This is a genomic window from Sinorhizobium americanum, from assembly GCF_001651855.1.
GTDB lineage: Bacteria > Pseudomonadota > Alphaproteobacteria > Rhizobiales > Rhizobiaceae > Sinorhizobium > Sinorhizobium americanum.
The window spans coordinates 1-21,651 of record NZ_LNQC01000059.1; the positions used below are offsets into that span (position 1 = coordinate 1).

Sequence of the window (21,651 nt, forward strand, 5' to 3'; positions counted from 1 at the left end):
CCAATGGCTGGCCGAGCAGCGAAATCGACGCACTCATGCCGTGGAACTACGTCGGCTGAATGGCCTCAGCTTGCCGCTTACGGTCGAGCGGATGAACCGGACGCGCAGGACCGCCTAGTGAAGGAACTGCGGCTGCGCGGCATCGACACGATCGAGGCCGCCAATGCCTATGCACCGGAATTCATCGCCGACTTCAATCGTCGCTTCGGCAAGGTGCCGCGCAATCCGAAGGACATGCATCGGCCGTTTGTCGCCTTGTGCCGCAAGGAGCTCCGCAAGCTGTCGCAGGGCCTGGCACTGCGCTATGACAAGGTGATGTTCCTCCTCGAACCGAGCGATCTTGCCAGAACGCTCGCCGGCCAGAAGGTCATCGTCTGCGACTATCCCGATGGCCGCCTCGAGGTCACCCAGGATGGGACCTCCCTGCCCTACAGAACCTTCGACACCCTGCGCTCCGTGCACCGGTCCGAGGTGGTTGAGAACAAGCGTCTCGATGACATGCTGGCCGTGGTCACCGAGATGCAGGCCGGCGAGAGCAACAGCGCAGCAAGGGAGGACCGCGCCGCACCGGCCAGACGAACCATATGTTCGGGATTCCCGACGGCAGCCAAAGCAATGGCTATCAGAAGCGTGGCCGCAAGCCGGGTCCAAGGACGGATTTCACCAACGATCTTGTGGTGATCGCCCGGCGACAGCAAGCCCTTGCGCAGCTGAAAGCGGCGGAGTGATCGGGCGAGCGAGCTGTCAAAGCTAAAGTTTATCTTGCAGCTGGAGCAATCCGCCGCCGACCGGCCCGCGCAACCCTGACCAGCTCCAGCCGGTCGGCGGCTTGCGTTTGTGTACTGAAAAAATCTAAGCATATGCAGTCCTAGTTCCGCTTCTCCTGCAGGAAAACCATGCAATTGCAGCAAATTGCAATCTGTTTGACGACTGCACAAATGCACCCGCTGAAGCCAACAAAAGATTTCCGACCTGCCAGGGTACGCGAAATATTAGAGGTCGAATTTGGCAGTCAATCTGGAACAACATGGAATGTCTATGATCCACACACACCAGCGCGCACCATTGGCACAGCCGCATCTAGGAGAGTGATGAAAGGCTGCCTCAAAACTGCGACCAGGAGAAGGATCGCGAATGCGATGAACGTTCTCAGCAAGAAAGCATGGGCCATTTTGATATAGGCGACTTTTGCATTCACTTCGTCGCGGTTCATCCGCGTCGTAACCAACAAATCGCGTATCAGGGCGCTGTTGGCGTCGGGCTCGCCCCAGAGGTGAACAATGTCTGTCGCATCGATGCGGTTATGGGTCGAGACAGCCAAGGTGCGGAAGGCCCATATTCCACTTCTCACGAGGTATATGACGCCCAAAACGAACAGCCCTAAAAGCACAGTCTGCCAGCCAGGGCTCATGTCGGGAAGTTCCTCGCCGTAGAGGTCTTTTGGCAACGAAACCAGGACTGGGAAGATTGCTGCAATCACCGCCAGGTAAATGGAGGCTTTGCTTTCAGATGACCTCTTCCTTTCGGTTTCTTGTTCGTTAAGCGCCCGCGCGCTTTCGAGCGCTATCTCCGGATTCTTATCCCATTTCGCGCCTTTGATCAGCTGCATTTCCTGGTCTCGCAACTTGGCTTGATCTTCAAGCTGCAACGTGGTCGGGCACGAAAGCCGTGGCCAAAAAAACTCAAAGATGCGGATCATTCTGCTGCAATCCTTTCCAGCACGTCTACGATTGCTGCCGATACGGGGAGCCCGGTGCGATTTTCGATCCAGGCCCACTGACCGTTCGGATTGCATTCAAGAAACCAAAACTTGCCATCCTCGCCCAACACGAGGTCTATGGCACCGAAGCGCAGCTTCTGCTGCCGGACGAGTTCTATACAGGCCGACTGAATGTCGACGGGAAGAGTTATTACCTCGTGCCTGATGTTCGGGTTTGTGCCGCGTCGCCAATCCAAAGACGATTCGTCATACTCTTGCGAGTGGATTGCCACGGGAAACACTCGGTCGCCGACGACGGTTACCCTGATGTCGAGCTGTTTGGGTATGAGCCTCTGAAAAATCACCGGAGCGCACTGAAGAGATTCACGGTCCTCCTCCGCGAGCGTCTCGATCCGGCTGGTGAACATGACATGCTCAACCCCTTCGATCTCGACGAGAGCTTGCCGATGAGGTTTTCCAACAATCGGTCCTTGCGCAAACAACCTGCGAGCAGCATCCAGATCGTTCGTGATGACCGTATCCGGGACATTGAAGCCGAGCATTTTGGCCAGATACATTTGCGATGGCTTATCTTCAGCAATGAGAATGTCACGTGGATGGCTGAGCCATCTGCTTCCAATCAACAAATAGAGTGATTTCAGCAGTGCTGACCATTCCGCCGCCGCATACGCCCTCTGTCCGGCGTCACGATCCAGGTTGTTCAAGTCGGGGAGTTCTGGCCTACGAAAATATGCTGCTTTTGCCCGATCAAGCTGGACAGTACGCTCTCCAACGGACACTGCCAATGACTTGGAAGCTGGCTCGAGGGCAAACGATATGTCATCGATTGCATTCGTGTTAAGTCGGAAATGGTCCCGCTTCCTTCTTTGCAGCTCCCTCACAACAAAGTCGGTTGTCAAGTCCCTTTCATTGCTGACAATCAATATCATGGAGAGATAGGCTCGCTAGAGAAAGCCATGAACGCGCGGTGATGTGTCGTCGCTTTCCATCTGCACATCAGTCTTTGTCGTGATTTCAAGCAAGTGGCCTGCAGTGTGCTGAACCTGGTCGTCTCCCTCGACGTGAGTTGAGGTCTTCGTCTGTATTTCAAGGAACGGCGCAGGCGTGTCGTCGCTCTCTTGCTCGACCTTGGTCTTCGTCGTGATTTCGATCAAAGCAGACTTGGTCCCGATGAGAGGAACAATTCCCAGGGGGCTTGTAACCACCCACATTCCAAAGTCATCAGAGTATTGCCCAGGGATGGGCTCGCCTGCAGTTCTAGGGGAAGCGAACCGCGTTAGAAACGCACGTTGACCGACGGTCTCATTAGTCACGAGGGAACTCCGGGATGATTTCGTTAGAAGTCATTCAACTAAAACGCATGAAAGACAATGGGTTGTGGCTCTGCTGAAGCCTTTGTCAACAACCGACTGCAATGATGTCCCATTGAAGATATCTCATAGAAAGATCGTCACCAGACATCTATCGTGTATCAATTAGGTCAAATTAAAATACACAAAAACTATGCGCCAAAAAAGATCGAACGTGAGAAAGCCACCGCTCTGGCTGGCGACAAAAGTTTTGCTGCATTACTAGGGCCTGTATGGTTATCCCAACCGCCAACCATAAAACAGAACGCCATGATGTAATTCAGGCCTGCAATCAGTCAACTGATCGAAGGATGAACGCCCGTCATCCGCGCTAGACTTGGGCGAATTCCGCCGTTAATCATCGCCAGCCATGTCGTCTAAGTTATTAGATTTCTTTCCGTCCGGATTGGTTCGCAAATGCGGCTTAGCGTTGCTGCGGCGAACGGAATGTGCATTAGAAATCTCGCCGCGATCCGCCATTTCCATCGCCTTCTTCAACGGAGTGAAATTCTTGTTTCCTTTGAGCTTTACGTGCGTGATGTCGCCTTCACCATCCGCGCGGGCGTCGATTACCTTCCTTGGTGCCATATTCCATCTCCTGATCTTTCCTGATGCTTCAGTTTCAGTCCAGTCGCCGGTTTCCTCTCCGGAGCAAATGTTAAAGCAACTTATCTCATTCGATGTGAACCGGAATGCCTTCCTTCTGCATCCTAAGCTTGTCGGAAATTGCCTTCTACGTCAAAGTCCGTGTCGGAGGCTGAGACATGCGAAAGCGGTATTGGATTACCGGGGCAATTCTATTCTATGTCGACCGTCGGCTGATAGACGGTGGCCCTGGTGGGGACGATGTCAGTGTCGCGAAAGTTTGCGAGGAAACTTGCAACGTCGTAGCGCCCACTATTTTGTGTCCGCAATGCCTTTACGGGATCGTCTTTGCTCATAGATTCTCTCAAACAGCTCAGCGCGCCGACGTTCAGCTACAAACTTGTCGCGTAGCTTGAACAATTCGCAAAGCTCTTGCCCGGTCGCATCGTTGAAAGTTGCCTGGTAGGCTGGTTGTTCCGCCATTGACGGTATCTCACCTCGAAGCCAGTCGAGAAGAAATTCCTTTGACTTCCCCGACACCCACCCCTGATTCACAATCATGGAAGCTTGCTCGACTAGATGCACCATTTGGTAGGCGTGGAATTCTTCGCTTTTCCACCCGTAGATGCCCGCCACATGAGCTTTTTCGCGCTCTGATGACAGCTGGCGCGTCAACTCAATAACCGTTGCAAGGTTTCGTGCCTTAGCAGATTGAAATATGGCGACGGCTGCGCCGATGACCGCTAAAAAAGACCCAAATGCGCCTAGCGCGGTGATGACGTCTAACGCATTCACACTATCGGGAAACATACGCCATTGGGTCTGCTTCTCGTATTCACGCAGCAAGCAGGATACGGTTGTCGATATCTCTGAAGCGCTGCCCCACAGATACTCAATCAATTCTGGTATCATTTCTTCTCGGAGGAGGCGGGCCCGGTCTGTGCCGTCGTCTGTTCGGTGCTCGTAGCCGCCGGTCTTATCACAGGCGTTTTCATGTAGCTGTTTGTTTCCAAGTTCGGAGGGCTTGTGGCGCGCCCATGAGACACAGCGATGTCGGCTGGTGTCCTGGAGTCATTATTCGACAAAGAATTCTCCTATTTTTTGAAGGCGTTGAAGATTGCGAAGGTGGCGTCGAAGAAGCCGCAGGACTACCCACCGGGGCGACGATGACCGGAGTTGGTTTATAGCCTTCGGTTATAAATACATGCTTACCGCCTTTCATAGTATTCTCCTATCGTAATTCAACTCGAATACATTATTCAACAATTAGTCTCTTTTATCCTTCTCCTTCTCTTGTTCTCTCTCTTCGCGCTGCTGCGAAGTTGTGGTCGGTCTGATAAGCGGAGTAGAGAGATAGCCGCCCTGCGGCTTTGAAAGTCCACCACGAGGGATCATCAGTCCCTTCAGAGGATCGAACGGAAATCTCTTAATCATCGTCATTCTCCGCTGACAGGAAGGTTAAAACCTGGCGCTCTCGACTCGGCAGCCGAACAATCCGCAAACAAAATCATCTTAGAGTGAGTCGCGCTTCAGTCCAGACCGGATCTGCGGTTAACAGGTCGCCATTATCACTCATTGATCTTTGCGCTATAGCCCTCCGGTGGAAGGCGACGAAACGCCTTTTCGAAACTGTCGAGTTGTTCGCAAATCAACTTAGAGATTGTATTTAGTTCCGCTATGTACGTGGTGGTCTCTGGTCCAATGCGCGTCACGAAGTCGTGGAGAAGCTGGCGGTATTGCTCGTGCTCGAATTCATAAGGCAGCTCCAGCCTCAATTCGCTGACCTGGGGCAGGACCGGATCGGCAAAAAGCTGCTCCAGGATTTGCTCCGACGTGCCGACGACAGCGGGCGAACAAGGTGCGCCGCTCGCCCTGCGGCGAAAGCGTCCGCTGATGACGGCCGTCAGCATAGGCTTGATATCGGCAGCGTGTTGCCCCCTCGGCGCTGTCGAAAGGCACGATCACCCGGCCGAGTGCGACACGGCGCCGAGGCTCGGCGGCGCGATAGGTTTTGATCAACCTGTATTGAGCGACGAAGAAATCGTCGGTCCCCTCCCCAGTTATCACGTTGCCGGTCAACAGGTTGAAGCCGTTGCGGCCAGCCCAATCGGCCGAGCGCTGCGACCCGCCGCCGTACCAGATCCGGTCGACCAGGCCCTTGGCGTAAGGCTGCAGGCGCGGTCGCTGCGGACCGGAGGGCGTCTTGATCAGGGTCTGTTCGTCGCCGAGATAGGTACCGCGCAGCTTGTCGGCCAAGCGCAACACCCGATCATGCGAGAAAGCATAACTTCTCCAGTCGCCGTCGAAGGCGAGCGGGCCAATCAGCTCGGCGTGCAGGGGCTTTCCGGCGCTGACGCCGATATTCAGCCGCCCGCGCGAGAGAACATCGACGGTGGCGAGATCTTCGGCCAGCCGATAAGGGCTTTCATAGGCGATTGGAATGACCGCCGTTCCGAGCTCGATCCGGCTGGTTCTCTGTGTGGCCGCCGCCAGGAAGGCGCTTGCGGAAGAGATCCCCGGCTCTAGATGCCGCTGGCGGACCCAGGCACTATCGAAGCCCAGCTCCTCTCCATATTGCAGTTGCTGGAGCGTCTGCTCAAGTCCCTGCAGGGGATCGTCATCAGGATAATTGCCGGGGGTGAGGAAGCCGATATGGCTGATCGATACGATGCGGTCGCTCATGTCATTCTTCCCGTCCGTGCCGTCCGATCCTCAGTATTTCGGTAGGCCGGGCGGGTTGGTCTCCGATGCCGGCAAGGCTTCCTCGGTCAGATGCCAGTGGTCGAGGATTTTCGCGTAGGTGCCGTCCCTGATCAGACCGTTGGTGGCGATGGTCAGCGCATCGGCGAGCCCACTCCCCTTGCGGGTGGCGATGGCGACGTCCGAACGATCGGGCCAGCCGGCGCTCAGCGTGCCGACGCGCTTGATGTTCTTGTCGCGCGCGGCGATGAAGACGAGTTGCGCGTGCGGCTGAACAATGACGTCGGCCCGGCCCGAATGGAGCGCGATCAGGCTTGCTGCCTCGTCGTCGTAATATTGCAGTTCGATCGGCTTCAGGTCGGCGGCGAAGTCTTCGTCGCTCCACCTTAAGAGGATGCGCTCCTGGTTGGTGCCGGCGCCGACGATGATCCTGAGGCCGGCGGCATCTTTCGGTTCCTTGATCGAGGCGATGGGGCTGTCGGATTTCACGAAAAAGCCATGCAGGCCCTGACGGTAGGTGGAGAAATCGAACTTCTCCTTGCGCTGCTCAGTAACCCCGACATTGAAGATGACGGCCTCATACTTGCCCGAGGTGAGGCCGAGCGGCCAGTCGATCCAGGCGACAGGCAGGATTTCGAGCGTTAGGCCGAGGCTGTCGGCGATGGCGTAGGCATAGTCGGGATCTGCTCCGATCACGGTCTTGGCATCCGTGGCATAAGTCGCAAGCGGCGGACCGCCGGGACTGACGGCGATGGAGAGCTTCCCCGGTGTGACGAACTTGAAATCCTTCGGGATCGCCGCGATCGCCGCATCGTTTCTCGCGGCATGAAGCCGGCCCGGCTGTTGTGGACTGAGGTCGAAATCATCGGCCGCATGGCCAGCGCTGAGGGAAAGGCCAAGCGCCGTGGCAGCAATCAACAAGGTCCGGGATGCCTGAAGGGCAATCATCGTCTTCTATCTCCAAGTTGTCAGGCAGGATGGGGCCGGCAAGAATCCCGGCCGGCCCGGTAAGGAGCCATCAGGAGCCGCTCTTTGGCAGGCCGGGCGGATTGGTCTGAGCCTTGTCGATCGCCTCAGGGCCGAGATTCCAGATATTGAGGATCTTCTCGTAAGCGCCACTGGCGATCAGGTCATTGATGACGGCAGTCAAAGGAGCCGCCAGACCGCTGTCCTTGCGCGTGGTCACCGCGATCTCGGCCGTAATCGGCCAGCCGCCACTCACAGTGCCGACAAGCTTGGTCTTGCCGTTCAGTCCCGAGGCGTAGGCCTGCGTCGCATTGACGCTGAAGACGGCATCAGCTCTGCCGGATTGGACAGCCAGGTCCTTGACCGCGTCGTCGTCGTAATATTGCACCTCGATCGGCTTCAGCCCAGCCGCGACGTTATGGCGGTCCCATTCCAGCAGGATCTTCTCCTGGTTGGTGCCGGCATCGGTGATGACCCTCAGTCCGGCAATATCCTTCGGTTCCTTGACCGAGGTGATCGCACTGTCGGCCTTGACGTAGAAGCCGAGCTCGTCCTTGCGGTAGGTCGAGAAGTCGAATTTCTCCTTGCGCTCCTCCGTTACCGTCACATTCGAAATCACTGCATCGAACTTCCCGGAGGTCAGTCCGAGCGGCCAATCGGCCCAGGCGACGGAAACGAGATTGAGCTTCAGACCCAGGCTGTCGGCAATCGCCTGCGCCAGATCGACGTCGTAGCCGATGACGGTCTTGGAATCGGAGGCATAATCATGCAGCGGCAGATTTCCGCTCGTGCTGATGCCGATGGTGAAGACGCCGTTCTCGACAAACTTGAAGTGCTTGATTTCGGCGATGCGCTTCTCGTTCTTTTCGACCCGCACCCGGTTCGGCTGCTCCGGGCTGAGATCGAATTTCTGCTGCTGCGCCTGAGCGGAACCAAACCCGATCGCGCCAATGGTTACAGCTCCCGCTATGAGAAGCCTTGCCCTATTTGCAAATGTCATGCCCCTTCTCCATTTCGTTTTGAATTGTCGTGGTTGCTAGTCAACCGGAGCAGCCAGTCGCGGCCCGGCATTTCACCAGCGCTGGCCGGCGCTAGAGAACCTTGGCGAGGAATTCGCGTGTTCGGGGATGCTCCGCTTGCGTGAAGACGCGGGCCGGCGGTCCGGCCTCCAGAATGCGGCCGCTTTCCATGAAGACGACGGTGTCTGCAACCTCCCGGGCAAAACCGATTTCATGCGTGACGATGACAAGGGTCGTGCCGGTGCGGGCCAGTTCCTTGATGACGTCGAGCACTTCGCCAACAAGCTCCGGATCGAGCGCGGAGGTCGGCTCGTCGAAGAGCAGCACCTTCGGGCGAAGCGCCAGCGCCCGGGCGATCGCCACACGCTGCTGCTGACCGCCGGAGAGCTGGCGCGGATAGGCGTTGATCTTGTCGCTGAGGCCGATGCGAGCAAGCAGGTCCTGCGCCAGCTGCACGGCTTCCTGCCGGCCGACGCCGCGGACCTGGATCGGCGCTTCGATCAGGTTTTCGAGCACGGTCAGATGCGGAAAAAGATTGAAGCTCTGAAAGACCATGCCGATGTCGGCCCGGCGTTTGAGGATGTCCTTCTCCTTCAGCTCGTAGAGCGTGTCGCCCTTTCTTCTGTAGCCGACGAAATCACCGTCGACCGAGATGAAACCCTCGTCGACGCGCTCTAAATGATTGATGGCGCGAAGCAGCGTCGACTTCCCTGAACCAGAGGGGCCGAGCACGGCGGTCACGCTGCCGGCCGGCAGATTGAGCTCAACATCGTCGAGCACCCTCAGCGAACCGAAGCTTTTTGAGATACCGTGAATCCGCACAATTCCGCCCGCTGCCCGCAGGGCCGCCGCATCATGGAAGCCAGTATTGCGGACTCTGTCGGTCGCGCGATTGAGGATAGGCAGCGGGCGGCGGAAACGGTCGAAGAATGCCTGAAAAGGCAGCGGTGCCGGGTTGCGCACGGCCCCCTTGGAGAAATAACGCTCGATATAGTGCTGGGCGACCGACAACCCGGTCATGATGATCAGGTACCAGACGGTCGCGACCATCAGCAGCGGAATGACTTCGAGATTGCGGCGGTAGATCACCTGGACCGTGTAGAACAGCTCCGGCAGCGCCAACACGTAGACGACTGACGTGCTTTTCGCCAAACCGATGAGTTCGTTGAAGCCGATCGGCAGGATGGAGCGCATCGCCTGGGGCAGCACGATGCGGAAGGCCTGGCGGCGGCGCGGCAGGCCGAGAGCGGCGGCCGCCTCCAGTTGACCGTGATCGACCGAGAGAATGCCGCCGCGGACGATCTCGGCGAAGAAGGCCGACTGGTTGAGCGTGAGCCCGAGGAAGGCGGCGGCAAAGGGCGTCAGCAGCTGCACTGTGGGATAATCGAGCAAGACCGTATCGGTGAAGGGAATGCCGATTTTGATCGTCTCGTAGAGATAGCCGAGATTGTTCAGGATCAGCAGCAGCACAATGACCGGGATCGAGCGCAGCAGCCAAATGTAACCCCACGAGAGACCGGAAAGCAGTGGCGATTTGGAAACGCGGGCAAGCGCCAGCGCGGTTCCGAGGATCGAACCCGATATGGCGGCAAGCGTGGTCAGGAGCAGCGTCCTGCCGAGGCCGACGAGCACCGGCTCGGCGAAAAACCATTCCGCAAACACGCCCCAACCCCAACGCGGATTCGTGAAGGTGGAATAGAGCACGGCGATGATGACGACGGCGGCGAATATCGTGCCTGCCAGCCGCTCCGGATGGCGCGCTGGGACGATGCGATACCGGGAATGATCCTGCTTCGGGTCTGCCGTCCTGCTGTCGGGCCTGATGCCCGCGAAATCCGTCGTCAGTGCCATTCTTGCTGCCCTTTGCTTGCCGGCCCTTGCCGGTTTAGAGACTTGCGCCTGCCGCGCGCAGGCGCGGTTTGGCCGCTGCGGGTTCGAAACCTGACGGAACGAGGTGGGTGATGTCTTTCTCGAAGGGCAGGCTCTTGTAGACCTCGGGATCGACGGCCGTGTCGAAGAGCGCCGAGTAGCCGTTAGTAAGGTAGAGGCCGACCGCTTCCGGCTGGCGGAAACCGGTCGTCAGGTAAATGCGGGTATAGCCTTGCCGGGCCGCCTGTGCCTCCAGTTCCACCAGCACCTTGCGGGCAAGGCCCTGGCGGCGCAGATCCGAGCGCGTCCAGATGCGTTTGAACTCGGCCGTGTATTCGTCGTAGTGCTTGAAAGCGCCACCGCCGATGGTTTGGCCATCGCGGATCAACAGGACAAAATTGCCTTGCGGCGGCGCGAAGGCTTCCGGGGGATAGCGGTTCAGTTCGGCCGCCGCACCTTCATCATTGAAATAGGTGCCGTAACGGCTGTCATATTCATGGATCAGTTCGTCGATCAGCGGCTTGGCCAGCGGATCAAGCGGCGTTGTATAGAGGAATCGATCGCTCATGTTCGCTCCTTTGGCTGATCAGGACAGGAAGGCCTCGGCGAGACCCACCCAGAACCGGGCGGCAGGCGCGATGATTTCGTCTTTGAAATCATATTGCGGGCTGTGAAGGGCGGCGCTGTCGCCATTGCCGACGAACAGATAGGAGCCCGGCCTCGCCTGCAGCATGTAGGCGAAATCCTCGCTTGCCGTGCGCGGCCTGAAATCATTCGCGACTTGCTCTGCCGGGAAGATTTCTTCGGCAACGCGGCGGGCAAAGCGTGTTTCCTCGGGATGATTGATCACGGCCGGGAAACCGCGCCGGTATTTCACTTCCGCCTGGGCGCCAAAACTCTCCGCCTGGGCGCGCGCCAGCGCCGGCACGCGCTCTTCAAGCTTGTCGCGCACCGCCTCGCAATAGGCACGCGCCGTCAGCTTCAGCTCGACGCTTTCGGGAATGACGTTGGAGGCCGAGCCGCCATGGATCGAGCCGACCGTCAGCACCGCCATTTCGAGCGGATCGACATTGCGGGCGACGATGCTTTGAAGCGCCGTGATGAAGGACGCAGATGCCAGGACCGGATCCACCGTCTCGTGCGGGGCGGCGCCATGACCGCCCCTCCCGATGATGCGGATCAACGCCTGGTCGACCGAGGCCATGGCCGGCCCTTCGACGAAGCCGAACTGCCCCGCCGTGACACCCGGCCAGTTGTGCAGCCCGAAGACCGCATCGACGGGAAAGCGTTCGAACAGTCGGTCCTGGATCATCTTCCTGGCGCCGGCACCAACTTCCTCGGCCGGCTGGAAAATCAGCGTCAGCGTGCCGGAGAACTTGCCGTGTTCGGCAAGATAACGGGCAGCCGCGAGCAGGATCGTCGTATGCCCGTCGTGGCCGCAGGCGTGCATGACGCCGGGGTTGCGGCTGGAATAGGCGAGATTGGTCGCCTCTTCGATCGGCAGCGCATCGATATCCGCCCGGATACCGATGCGCCTGCCGCCCGGCCCCCGCCTGAGTGTCGCGACCACCCCATAGCCGCCGACGCCCTCTACCACCTCGTAGCTGTAGGAGGAGAGGTATTTCGCCACAAGCTTGGAAGTCCGCCCTTCCTGGAAGGAGAGTTCCGGATATTGATGCAGGTCGCGCCGGATGGCGACGAACTCGTCGATCGAGGCAAGGATTATCCGTTCGGCGTCGTCGCGATGACGCGCGCCGTCAGTATGGATATTCATGGTCTTTGTTCCCGAAGGTTGAGCCGCGCGCGGGGCGCGGCGGGTTACCTCGTCAATGCCTCAGGCCCGGGCCCTTTCCGCCGCATCCCCGCCGCCCGCATAGATGCTTTCCCGCCGCGGAAGTCCGAGGTGATCGCGCAGCGTCTGGCCTTCGAGATGCGGATCGAAAAGCCCACGTTCCTGTAGGATCGGAATGACCAGCCGGATGAAATCGTCGAGGCCCTCGGCAATCACCGGGAAGCTGAGGATGAAACCGTCTGCCGCATCCTTCTCCACCCAGTCGATGATCTTGTCGGCAATGGCTTCGGCCGTGCCGACGAAACCCTCGCGCGGCGTCGCGGCCTCGAGCGCCGCTTCTCGCAGCGTTTGCCCCTTTTCCTTGGCAAGCTGTTTGATACGGTCGGTCGTCGAGCGGAAACTGTTCTTGCCGATATCGCCGAGTTCCGGAAACGGCGCATCCAAGTCGTAGACGCTGAAATCATGGTGGTCGAAGAAGCGGCCAAGATAGGCGAGCGCCTCATCGATCGAGATCAGGTTGCGGATGATCTGATATTTCTCCTCGGCCTCGGCCTGGGTAGCGCCGACGATCGGGCCAATGCCAGGGAAGATCTTCACGCCGTCCGCCGAACGCCCCTGCGCCACGGCCGCCTGCTTCACCCGCCGGGAGAAGGTCTGGTTGTCTTCGAGCGAAACGGCATGGGTGAAGACCGCGTCCGCGTGCTTGCCGGCAAGCCCGACGCCCGCATCCGACGAGCCCGCCTGGAAGATGACCGGCTGGCCCTGGGGAGAACGCTGGATGTTGAGCGGCCCCTCCACCTGGAAGAAGCGGCCCTTGTGGTCGAGCCGATGCAGTTTGTCACCGTCGAAGAACTTGCCGCTTGCCCGGTCGCGGACGAAGGCATCGTCATCCCAGCTGTCCCAGAGGCCGTTGACGATCTCCAGATATTCATCCGCCATCTCATAACGCAACGCGTGTTCCGGATGCGGGCGGCTGTAGTTCTTCGCCGTGCCTTCAAGCGGCGTCGTCACTGCGTTCCAGCCGGCCCGCCCGCCGCTCAGGAGGTCGAGCGAGGCGAACTGGCGGGCAACCGTGAACGGGTCGCTGTAGGAAGTCGAAACCGTGCCGGCGAGACCGATCTTCGACGTCACCGTCGCCAGTGCCGAAAGGATCGTCAGCGGCTCGAACCGGTTGAGGAAATGCGGGATCGATTTCTCGTTGATATAAAGCCCGTCCGCCACGAATGCGAAGGCGATGCCAGCCGCTTCCGCCTTTAGTGCCGTTGTCTTCAAGAACTCTAAATTGACGCTGGCGTCCGCCGGTCCGCTCGGATGCTTCCAGGCATTCATGTGGCCGCCGGCGCCCTGCAGCATGATGCCGAACGTGATCTTTTTTTGAGCCATGGATCAATCCTCCTTGGAAACGATCAGGCGACGAGTGAAAGCCGCTCTTTCGCGAGCAGCTCGATGGAGGCGAGGCGCTCGGCAGCCGAGAGCGCCGGCGTGTCGAGGACGAATTCCTTGACGCCGTATCGGCGGTGAAATTCGTCCAGTTCCTTGCGGATCTGTTTTGCCGTGCCGTGCAGCACGCTCGGCACCTTCTCCTCTATGCGATAATCGGTGACGCCAGCCTGGCGGGCAAATTCGACGGCCTGTTCCTCGCTGCCGACATTGACGGTCTGGCCGTTCGGCAGGAACACCTTGACAACACGCAGATTGCCGACGCGCGCGCGGGCATGTTCTTCGCTTTCGGCGGCAAAGGCTGCGAGCGCCAGGATCGGGCGCTTGCCACCGGATGCGCGCTCGTAAGCCTCGAAGGTCTTGCGCAGATTGTCAGGATCGCCGTTCAGATGGCCGGCAAAGACGAGCTCCCAGCCTTTCGCCGCAGCGAGTTCGGCGCTTCCAACGCTGGCGCCGAGCAGGAAGCGCTCGGGAGCGGTCGGCGGAAATGGCGTCGCCTGCGGACCGTCGGAATTCGGGTCTGCGGCAAGATAGGTGTTGAGATCGGAAAGCTGGTCCGAAAAATCCGGCCTCCTCGCCGGATCGACACCAAGCTGCAGGGCGCGCGTTGCGAGCGGAAAGCCGCCCGGCGCCTTGCCGACGCCGAGATCGACGCGGCCGGGTGCAAGCGATGCCAGAAGATTGAAAGTTTCGGCAACCTTGTAGGCCCTATAGTGCTGCAGCATGACGCCGCCGGAGCCAATACGGATCTTCGACGTCCTGGCGAGAAGATGTGCGATCAGCGCCTCCGGCGCGGAGCTCGCCAGATTGGACATGTTGTGATGCTCGGCGACCCAGAACCGGTGATAGCCGAGTCCCTCGGCCCGGATGGCAAGCTTTACCGTGGCCTGCAAAGCATCCGCTGCGGTGTGACCCTGTTCGATCGGGCTTTTGTCGAGAAGGCTGAGGAGGTAGGTCATGTGGCCGCAATCCGCTTGCTGGTTGCATTAGTCCATAAAATCAGTAGACAAACCTCATTATAAGAAATGACATTCTCTTTCGCAGGCATAGCGAGGAAAAAAGCAGCCGCGGCGGAAATGGGAGGTCGCGCGCTGGAAATGACGATCCACGGTGTCGTGGCAGACCTTACAATTGACCATTTGTTGATCTATATTGTGGTCCAATGGAGTAACCCGCATGAAATTGTCAGAACAGGTAAGGCCGATCAGCTATCTCAAGGCGCATGCGCCCGAGATCATCCGGACGTTGAAGGATAATCCTCAGCCCGTTGTCATTACCCTTCACGGCGAGGCGAAAGCGATCCTTCAGGACGTCGGTCAATACGAAGAAACGCAGGAGACGCTAGCGCTCTTGAAGGTGCTGGCGCTCACCAACCGGCAGGTCGAGGAGGGCAAGCTGCGGCCTGCTGCCGAATCCTTCACCCGTATTCGCAAACGTCTGGCTGACAGCCAGTCCTGATGCCGTACCGTGTTCTTTTCGCCGAGGACGCGGAACGCGACATCGAGGATCTTTACCGGTTCATCGCCGGTCGCGACGGCACTGAAACGGCAGAGCGCATCTTGAAGGAAATCGAAACCGCCTGCGCCGATCTCGAAGAGTTCCCCGCCCGCGGAAACATTCCGAAAGAACTGGAGAGTATCGGGCTCGCCGAATACCGGGAACTGCATCATAAGCCATGGCGCATGATCTACCGCATCATGGGCACCGACGTCGTCGTCTACTGCGTCGTGGACGGACGCCGCGACATGCAGACCTTTCTCGAGCGAAGGCTCATCCGCTGACTCCTGCAAGTGGCCTGCCTGCGATCACCATTCATCGACCATCCGCAGAGACCTTTGCGGGACCGCCGCACCGGTGAATGCCGGCACCTTTCCGGCTTCCGGCCGGCCGGCGCATTGCCGAGAAGCCCCATCAGCATCGGGGCCGATCGCGAACTCTCACTTTTCGCTTTGCAGCGTCCGCGAATATAGCCGAAGCCAAGGAGCGCCTTGGTGACGTCGCTTCGGAGGCCAAGGGTGGCCGCCGCCAGGAAACCGAGAAGGAGCGCCGCCGCCCCGCGATGACGCCGTAGAGGTTGGACCCGGCTAGAGGCGGGCCCCGAAAGGCAGATATTTCTCCAAGCGGCTGCACAACTGCACGCATGAATTTGGCCCCCTGTATTCCCAAATTCTCATAGCAATCAGCGGTTATCGTAAGCCCAGGAAATCTCTCGAAAGTTTCACTTTTCGGCGTTTGGATTAAGCTCCCCAGGGGTTCCGAGAGACCTCGATTTTGACTACCGATAAGGGCACGACATCGGAGGTCGTGCCTGCGGACTTCCCCGGCCTCGCCAGCCTGTATTGGCAGAGGAATGCCGCTCGGTCCATCGAACCGCATGGGCGCTCTATCGCGCCAACTGGCAGTTCATCTACCAAGACGATCTTGATGACGAGCGGGCTTTGATCGAAAGCCTGGTGGTCGAATTTGGGAATGGGGTGGGAATGGGGAATGGCTGCTCTGCACCGACGGCCCGCCGCCTCCGTTGCCAGTCGGGAGATCAAACCGTAGGAAGCGGACGAAAATGGCGGTGTTTATTTGGAACTGGGTTCGCGAAGACGCGGAAAACGGTTAGCCGCCCGACGGCGGCTGGCTTCCTCCTAGCTCGGGGATGGACTAATGGCGTGCTCCCCCCGGGGCAGTACAGAGTCACGACGGTAGTCGTCCTTCCAAATGACGGTTCCACATCACAAGCCACCCTTTTCCCCGGGCCTCTTGTAAACCGAATACTGGACGTAACACCACATTCCTGGATAGTCGGAAAGGATCAGCACGTTGCCGTTATCGGAATCCCACCATTTCGCAAATCGTCCCAATGAGGTCGTAGAGACTTTCGGCGGGCCGTAGATGTTTGACAGTGTGCCCTGCAGTGCGGGGCAGCTATGTATGTTTCGCAGCTGTAGTTTCACGGTTTCCAGTCTCCGAAACCTGTCAAAGTTGAACTTGGCCACGAATGCGAAATCGCCAGTTTTGTAAGGTGCCTCCAGCAGATGCAGCGGGCTGCCGCCCTCATAGGTATCCGGTCTCTTAGGCTTACGCGCCTGACCTTCCGAAGCCGCGACGACTTCCTGTTCGGTCATGCCCCAGCGTGTATACTGCCAGTCAGCTTGAGCCGCCGATGACCCCAGAAGCATCGCACAGACTAACCCAGATAATCTCAGCATCGCACCCCCTCCCCCAGACACGCGACAACACGACCCTAACGCGCGAATCGTCACCGCGCTTAATTTCCCGCGCACTAGGATGCCGCCTCGGGTTCGAGGTGAGCCGTTTCCCACGCAAATCCGTCCTTTGCGTTCGCCAACTCCGCACGTCGCGCAATGACCCTTTCCAACAGATTGAGAAACCGCCCATTCTCCTGCGCGCACTTCCAGAAATTCACGAAACGGCAGACGAGCTGGACATTCCCGATCTCATAGTGACCGTTACTGTCGATCCGATCCGCAGAGGCGAGCATGTCGAAGTCAATGTTCTCATTGCCATCGAGATGCATCGGCAGCTTCGTGATAGCGCATAACCCCTGCTGTTCTTTAATGAGCTCAGCCAGGTGCGCCGCTTCCGAGCAGAGGAGTTTTTTGTCCCTTAGAATCTTCAGGACCTGCTGACCGTTGGAGTTCTTTACGGTGTCCCTTATCGATTGCATCATCCGCGTAATAGCGAAGTCGGATAGTTCCACGTTGCGGCCGAGCGTCTTGCCTTTGTCTTCGCCGAGGCGTTCTCTCCAATCGGGACGGTTGTGCCATTCATCGAGCTGGTCACCGTCGATAAGTGCGCGGATGTAGGCTTTCATGTCGCCATTCGCGATACGGAAAACAGCCTGCTGAGAAGATAAATAACCCTTGGCCTTCGGGTGAATAGAGTTCCATGTTAGAGCCGCGAGCCTTTTGTTGCGCCGCGACCAACCGCGGACTGGCTTGGCGACCATCACTTGATCGCCATACGGCTCAAAGATCGCAGGCGGAAGGGTGCTCAAAAGCGCGTTCCCTCAGCGCTTGCCAGCCCGATTGGTCTTCGGGGACAAATGCCACGACGCCCAACTCCTTCAGGCCGCCGGCAGGTGTCCAGGACCATTGCTCCCGACCCTTCCCTGGGATGTTGTTGGTCGAGAATACGACCTTGTCCTCGAAGACCTCACGTCCAATTTGTGCACAACCCTCGATCGGGCCATCAAAACGTGGCTTGCCGCCAGTCGAGAACGAAATAACGAAAGGGCTGGCGTCGCAGGCATTGCCCCCATTCGAACTGCTGCCGATTAATGCCGGAATGCTGTCCACGATGACCAGTTCGTCGAAATGGAGAATGGCATTGCGGTGCAATTCGCGATCATCGAGTTTCAAGGCGCGCTCAGGGTATTCGCCCTCGATCCGAACGGTGTGTCCGAACAGACTTTCGATGTCGATCGCGTTCGCTGACTGAACTCCAGCAATGAAAACGGCAATCGCCACAACTGAAATGCTTCGTCTCATGCAGCCCCCTCGCAATCAACGGTAGTTTGTAACGCACCGTAAACGTCAGGGCAATTCGCCTTTGTTCCTTGCATCGCCAACTTTGGCGGTCCGGCACGCGAATGCGCCTCAGCGGGCGGCACGTGTCCCTGAGAGCAAATCCAATTTCCGACACTGGCGTCGCGCCCGGTCGCTGCGGGGAAATCGGCCTGTTGCAATATGGTGGCCGTTTATAAATCTCGGGTAGACACTTACCGACGTCGCTAGCAGTCGGGAGTGGAGCATGGACGTAAAGTCATCACAGGTAACGGGCAACACTGCCATGCATTATTCGGCATGGCAATTGTCCCGTAGGGGCTGGAACGTCATGTTGACTTCCAGAAATGCCAAAGGCAGCGACCTGTTTTGCTCGAACGATAACGAAACGATGTTTTTCGGAGTTCAAAGCAAAGGGCTGACGAAGCGCGACCCCGTTGGGCTTGGCGCAAATCTCGCCAACCTGAGGTCGGATTGGTGGATCATCACGATCAAGGCTAAAACCGAGGCTCCGATCTGTTTCATCATGTCGCTTAAAGAGGTCAAGGAGCTTTGCCACCACAGCGATCCGGCGAAGAGCAGAAATGGTGCGGCCTCGATCTGGCTCCAGCCATCCGCATATGACCAGCCGCATTTTAGAGAGGCTTGGCACAGGTTCGAAACGCTGACCTAGGCCATCGATCGTTGGCGTTGCAGGCCGAATCTAACGCGTTCCTCGCTGGCTACCGATAAGGAATGTTATCGGCATTCAGGATTGAAAATCCGCATATCTCGGATTGGAACCCAAGGGCCATCAGCTTCACTACCAGCGGTGTTAACGCTGGATTTGCAGGTGAAACCTATGCTTGCCTGACACGATCGACGCGACAGGATGCGAGGAAAGCTATGGCACCCCTGAGATGGTTTCTGGTTACGATGCTGGTTTTTTTCGGGGGGCCAGGCTCCGCGCAGGAGAACCAGCGAGAAGATCAACAGCAGACCTGCGAAGCCATCCTCGACATCCAGCCAGCGGCGGCGGAATGCAAGAAGGTCTTCGCAAAGGATGCCGATTGCTGCATCCAGTATGACGAGAAGAGACTGGCGAAGCGCTGCGAGAAGATGTCGAGCAAGGAGTTCGCTCTGATCTGCTTCACAGAAATCCATGAAGTTGGCTTATGGAAAACCGACCTAACGGGCGAAAACGAACCTGGTCTCGGTGCCCAGCAAGCGAAGCAATGGAAAAAGAACGTCATGCGCGAGTGCATGAAGGAGCCGACGAAGGCAGACGCCCTCGCCTGCGCAGTCCTGCAGAAGAGCGGAACGAAGTTCGTGTTCGGAGAAAAGAACGCCCAGGTCGGACGCGATGCTACGGAGGCCGATCCGATCATGAAGTTCTGCCGCAAAACCTTCGGAGACTACTGGGAAGGCGTCGAGCAGTGCGTGAAGGATCAACGGGCGGCCAAGAAGCGCTTGGGGCTATAGGGGAAGAAGGTAATGGCCGATCTCCCCGCCGAGCCTGTCATTGCAGGCGTCGACAGGCCATGCCTATCGCCGAATGACCGAAATCACTCTAGCGAATTGAAATAGCGCTGCCATATTGACGCAGTTTTCGCAGATCGGATGTCGATAAAATCTGGAAAGGAGACGCCTTACTCCGGAGTGTATTGGCGGAATCAAGTAACAGTCTTAGGTTGAAACAAATACCAAGCCGGGATTCGTCGATGACAAGTGTATATCAGGGCCGTGAGCAGACTGAAGCCAAGCATTTCATCCTGCGGCGGTATCTGCAGACACTGGCCTTCAAAACGCTTCATGGAGGCTGGGGCACCCTCGCGTATATCGACGGCTTCTCCGGGCCTTGGCAGTCAAAGACGCCGGATCACTCTGACTCGTCTTTCATGATCGCGGTCCAGGTGTTGAAGGATGCGCAGGCGAAGGTTCGCCAGTCGGGGAAGCGACCCCGTATCAAGTGCTTCTTCGCTGAAGAGAACCGAGATTCATTTGCCCAACTTCAGGCAGCGGTGGCATCGCATCACGATCCAGCGAATGGTTTCTTTATCGAAACGTTCAACGGGAAGTTTGAAAACGCGGTCGGCCATATCCAAAAGACAATGGCTAATTCGTTTGCTCTCACTTTCATCGATCCGACTGGATGGACTGGCTACGAGTTCGACAAGGTAAAGCCGATTTTTGAGCACGCCCCAGGTGAAGTGCTTCTCAACTTCATGTTCGACTTCGTAAATCGATTTACCGCCTCCTCAGACCCAGCAACTCTGGCGTCGTTCGACGGGATACTCGGTGCCAACTGGAAGGAGCGCCTCGATCTTTCACTGCCAAGAGAAGAGGCGCTGATGGCCCTCTTTACCGAACAGTTTCGGAAGGCGGGGAAATTTGAATATGTGCTCAGCACCCCTATCGAAAAAATATCGGATCGTACTCACTTCTACATTGTCTATGGGACGAGAAGCCCGGAAGGACTGGCAGCCTATCGCAACGAAGAGTACGCGGCGCTGAAAAATCACGGTATGCGGCGGGCAGCGGCTCGCGAGGAAATTCGCGAGAATAAGACGGGGCAAGCTGGTCTCTTTGGAGCAGAGGAAATGGCCTCCATGGCTGAGATTTCCATGGAGGTCCAGATCGCGAATATTAGGAACCAGGCAAAGGATTGGCTCCGCGCCCAACTGCCAGCCTGTCCCAAGCCATTTTCCGAAATCTGGCCACCTATGCTGGACAAATTCATGTTGAGAAAAACGGATGCCAAGCAAGTTTGCGTCGAGCTTGGAAAAGCAGGTGAGATTAAGGAGACGTGGCGGCTGAACGGTTCTAAGCGCCGCACGCCTGACGACGCGGATCGGATCGAGCGAACTTAGGCCGCGATTGCCGGCATGTTGTCCCACGTTCTCCCGCGATATGAGCGCCCAGTTTTCTTCTTATTTTGGCCTCCCCACTGTTTGAAGAAGAAGGCGATGTCAGCGTCGGTGCACATATCGAAGATTTCGTCGATCCACGCCGGGTTCATGGGGCGTGCCTTTGGGCCAGATTCGCCGCCGACGATGGCCCAATGAATGCTCTTAAGACTTCCTGCGGAAACCGAACCGATAAGCGGTTCGAAGGATACAAAGCGGACGGCTGCAGGGACGTGCCTTAATTCGTCCAGACGGTGAATTACCCGGCCATCTTCTACGCTTGCACCGAGCCAAACGTTCGGCAGCACATCGAAACCATGCTGTAGAATGGCAGCCATTCTGTCCGGCCTCTTTGTTAAAATCTGGTAGGTATGCCGAGGCGTCTCCGCCATAACGGACCAAACCTTGTGGACGAAGTCGACCGGGACATCCGGATGGAATAGGTCCGACATGGAGTTGACGAAGACGTTCCGTGGCCGAGACCATGTCTTGGGAATTTCGAGGGCGTTCTCATCGAGATAAAGCGCACCAGTCCACTTTGGGCGGCCGCCGCTCTTCCGTGTCAGGCCCCGGTACTTCTCGACGCCCATTGCTTCCAAACGCGCCGCCATGCGCATGGCGTAGCAGTTAGTGCAGCCAGCACTCATGATCGAGCAACCCGCGACCGGATTCCAAGTTGCATCTGTCCATTCGATAGTCGTCTCTGCCATCATACGCTCCCGAGGTGCTCGGGGAGTCTATCACGGTTGGTAAACAAAGCCGTAAAGGAAAGCGCCCAAGGCCACTTAGCAAAGGGCAACTTGGCCTTC

At 57.9% G+C, this 21,651-nt stretch carries 22 protein-coding genes and 2 pseudogenes; 6 read left to right on the forward strand and 18 right to left on the reverse strand.

Annotated elements, in window-relative coordinates; all coding sequences use genetic code 11:
• Positions 1 to 82 precede the first annotated feature (82 nt).
• A pseudogene (locus ATC00_RS17330) lies at positions 83 to 728 on the forward strand (ISNCY family transposase); the annotation flags it as partial.
• Between the two features lie 308 nt (positions 729 to 1,036).
• On the opposite strand, the gene ATC00_RS17335 reads toward ATC00_RS17330, so the two are convergent.
• The 14 genes and pseudogenes from ATC00_RS17335 to ATC00_RS17395 all read right to left on the reverse strand — a co-directional run bounded on the left by ATC00_RS17335 (position 1,037) and on the right by ATC00_RS17395 (position 14,399).
• Positions 1,037 to 1,699, reverse strand: coding sequence for a hypothetical protein (locus ATC00_RS17335; protein ID WP_064253741.1), 663 nt, complete (start codon positions 1,697 to 1,699; stop codon positions 1,037 to 1,039).
• Entirely contained in the window at positions 1,696 to 2,424 is a 729-nt protein-coding gene (locus ATC00_RS17340; RefSeq protein WP_199275550.1) for a hypothetical protein, read from the reverse strand. The genes ATC00_RS17335 and ATC00_RS17340 overlap by 4 nt, the downstream gene beginning before the upstream one ends.
• Positions 2,425 to 2,664: 240 nt before the next feature.
• Complete coding sequence (locus ATC00_RS17345) at positions 2,665 to 2,874, reverse strand: hypothetical protein (protein ID WP_153045236.1); 210 nt, start codon at positions 2,872 to 2,874, stop codon at positions 2,665 to 2,667.
• Positions 2,875 to 3,423: 549 nt separating this feature from the next.
• Positions 3,424 to 3,657, reverse strand: a complete 234-nt coding sequence (locus ATC00_RS17350; RefSeq protein WP_064253744.1) for a DUF3892 domain-containing protein — start codon at positions 3,655 to 3,657, stop codon at positions 3,424 to 3,426.
• Positions 3,658 to 3,966: 309 nt separating this feature from the next.
• Complete coding sequence (locus ATC00_RS17355; protein ID WP_064253745.1) at positions 3,967 to 4,566, reverse strand: hypothetical protein; 600 nt, start codon at positions 4,564 to 4,566, stop codon at positions 3,967 to 3,969.
• Between the two features lie 354 nt (positions 4,567 to 4,920).
• Positions 4,921 to 5,088 (reverse strand): hypothetical protein, encoded by a 168-nt coding sequence (locus tag ATC00_RS32620; protein WP_161951926.1) that lies wholly within the window; start codon positions 5,086 to 5,088, stop codon positions 4,921 to 4,923.
• A 257-nt stretch (positions 5,089 to 5,345) separates the two neighbouring features.
• Positions 5,346 to 6,336, reverse strand: a pseudogene (locus ATC00_RS17360) (LLM class flavin-dependent oxidoreductase); the annotation flags it as partial.
• 30 nt (positions 6,337 to 6,366) lie between these two features.
• On the reverse strand, positions 6,367 to 7,302 hold the full coding sequence (locus ATC00_RS17365; RefSeq protein ID WP_064253746.1) for an ABC transporter substrate-binding protein: 936 nt from the start codon (positions 7,300 to 7,302) through the stop codon (positions 6,367 to 6,369).
• Between the two features lie 70 nt (positions 7,303 to 7,372).
• On the reverse strand, positions 7,373 to 8,320 hold the full coding sequence (locus ATC00_RS17370) for an ABC transporter substrate-binding protein (protein WP_064253747.1): 948 nt from the start codon (positions 8,318 to 8,320) through the stop codon (positions 7,373 to 7,375).
• Between the two features lie 91 nt (positions 8,321 to 8,411).
• Complete coding sequence (locus ATC00_RS33975; RefSeq protein ID WP_072642875.1) at positions 8,412 to 10,190, reverse strand: amino acid ABC transporter permease/ATP-binding protein; 1,779 nt, start codon at positions 10,188 to 10,190, stop codon at positions 8,412 to 8,414.
• Positions 10,191 to 10,224: 34 nt separating this feature from the next.
• Positions 10,225 to 10,776, reverse strand: a complete 552-nt coding sequence (locus ATC00_RS17380) for a GNAT family N-acetyltransferase (protein ID WP_064253748.1) — start codon at positions 10,774 to 10,776, stop codon at positions 10,225 to 10,227.
• A gap of 18 nt (positions 10,777 to 10,794) precedes the next feature.
• Positions 10,795 to 11,982, reverse strand: a complete 1,188-nt coding sequence (locus tag ATC00_RS17385; RefSeq protein WP_064253749.1) for a M20 aminoacylase family protein — start codon at positions 11,980 to 11,982, stop codon at positions 10,795 to 10,797.
• A 60-nt stretch (positions 11,983 to 12,042) separates the two neighbouring features.
• Positions 12,043 to 13,383, reverse strand: a complete 1,341-nt coding sequence (locus ATC00_RS17390; protein ID WP_064253750.1) for an LLM class flavin-dependent oxidoreductase — start codon at positions 13,381 to 13,383, stop codon at positions 12,043 to 12,045.
• A gap of 23 nt (positions 13,384 to 13,406) precedes the next feature.
• Entirely contained in the window at positions 13,407 to 14,399 is a 993-nt protein-coding gene (locus ATC00_RS17395; protein WP_064253751.1) for an LLM class flavin-dependent oxidoreductase, read from the reverse strand.
• Positions 14,400 to 14,616: 217 nt separating this feature from the next.
• Here ATC00_RS17395 and ATC00_RS17400 point away from each other — a divergent pair, with 217 nt between their 5' ends.
• A complete protein-coding gene (locus ATC00_RS17400; RefSeq protein ID WP_064253752.1) occupies positions 14,617 to 14,898 on the forward strand; it encodes a type II toxin-antitoxin system Phd/YefM family antitoxin in 282 nt (93 codons plus the stop codon).
• The gene (locus ATC00_RS17405; RefSeq protein WP_064253753.1) at positions 14,898 to 15,221 is read left to right on the forward strand and encodes a type II toxin-antitoxin system RelE/ParE family toxin; all 324 of its coding nucleotides are present in this window, start codon (positions 14,898 to 14,900) and stop codon (positions 15,219 to 15,221) included. The genes ATC00_RS17400 and ATC00_RS17405 overlap by 1 nt, the downstream gene beginning before the upstream one ends.
• A gap of 942 nt (positions 15,222 to 16,163) precedes the next feature.
• On the opposite strand, the gene ATC00_RS17415 is transcribed toward ATC00_RS17405, so the two are convergent.
• The 3 genes from ATC00_RS17415 to ATC00_RS17425 form a co-directional block, all read right to left on the reverse strand.
• On the reverse strand, positions 16,164 to 16,640 hold the full coding sequence (locus ATC00_RS17415; RefSeq protein WP_064253755.1) for a hypothetical protein: 477 nt from the start codon (positions 16,638 to 16,640) through the stop codon (positions 16,164 to 16,166).
• Between the two features lie 74 nt (positions 16,641 to 16,714).
• Complete coding sequence (locus ATC00_RS17420) at positions 16,715 to 17,449, reverse strand: hypothetical protein (RefSeq protein ID WP_153045237.1); 735 nt, start codon at positions 17,447 to 17,449, stop codon at positions 16,715 to 16,717.
• Positions 17,421 to 17,942, reverse strand: coding sequence for a hypothetical protein (locus ATC00_RS17425; protein ID WP_234782344.1), 522 nt, complete (start codon positions 17,940 to 17,942; stop codon positions 17,421 to 17,423). Before ATC00_RS17425 ends, ATC00_RS17420 begins: the two co-directional genes overlap by 29 nt.
• Positions 17,943 to 18,204: 262 nt before the next feature.
• Here ATC00_RS17425 and ATC00_RS17430 point away from each other — a divergent pair, with 262 nt between their 5' ends.
• From ATC00_RS17430 to tcmP, 3 genes are all read left to right on the forward strand, one after another.
• Positions 18,205 to 18,630, forward strand: a complete 426-nt coding sequence (locus ATC00_RS17430) for a hypothetical protein (RefSeq protein WP_064253757.1) — start codon at positions 18,205 to 18,207, stop codon at positions 18,628 to 18,630.
• 62 nt (positions 18,631 to 18,692) lie between these two features.
• A complete protein-coding gene (locus ATC00_RS17435; protein WP_153045238.1) occupies positions 18,693 to 19,418 on the forward strand; it encodes a hypothetical protein in 726 nt (241 codons plus the stop codon).
• Positions 19,419 to 19,657: 239 nt separating this feature from the next.
• The gene (gene tcmP, locus ATC00_RS17440; RefSeq protein WP_064253759.1) at positions 19,658 to 20,806 is read left to right on the forward strand and encodes a three-Cys-motif partner protein TcmP; all 1,149 of its coding nucleotides are present in this window, start codon (positions 19,658 to 19,660) and stop codon (positions 20,804 to 20,806) included.
• On the opposite strand, the gene ATC00_RS17445 is transcribed toward tcmP, so the two are convergent.
• On the reverse strand, positions 20,803 to 21,552 hold the full coding sequence (locus ATC00_RS17445) for a DUF5131 family protein (protein ID WP_064253760.1): 750 nt from the start codon (positions 21,550 to 21,552) through the stop codon (positions 20,803 to 20,805). The two genes, tcmP and ATC00_RS17445, sit on opposite strands and share 4 nt — an antisense overlap.
• Positions 21,553 to 21,651 lie beyond the last annotated feature (99 nt).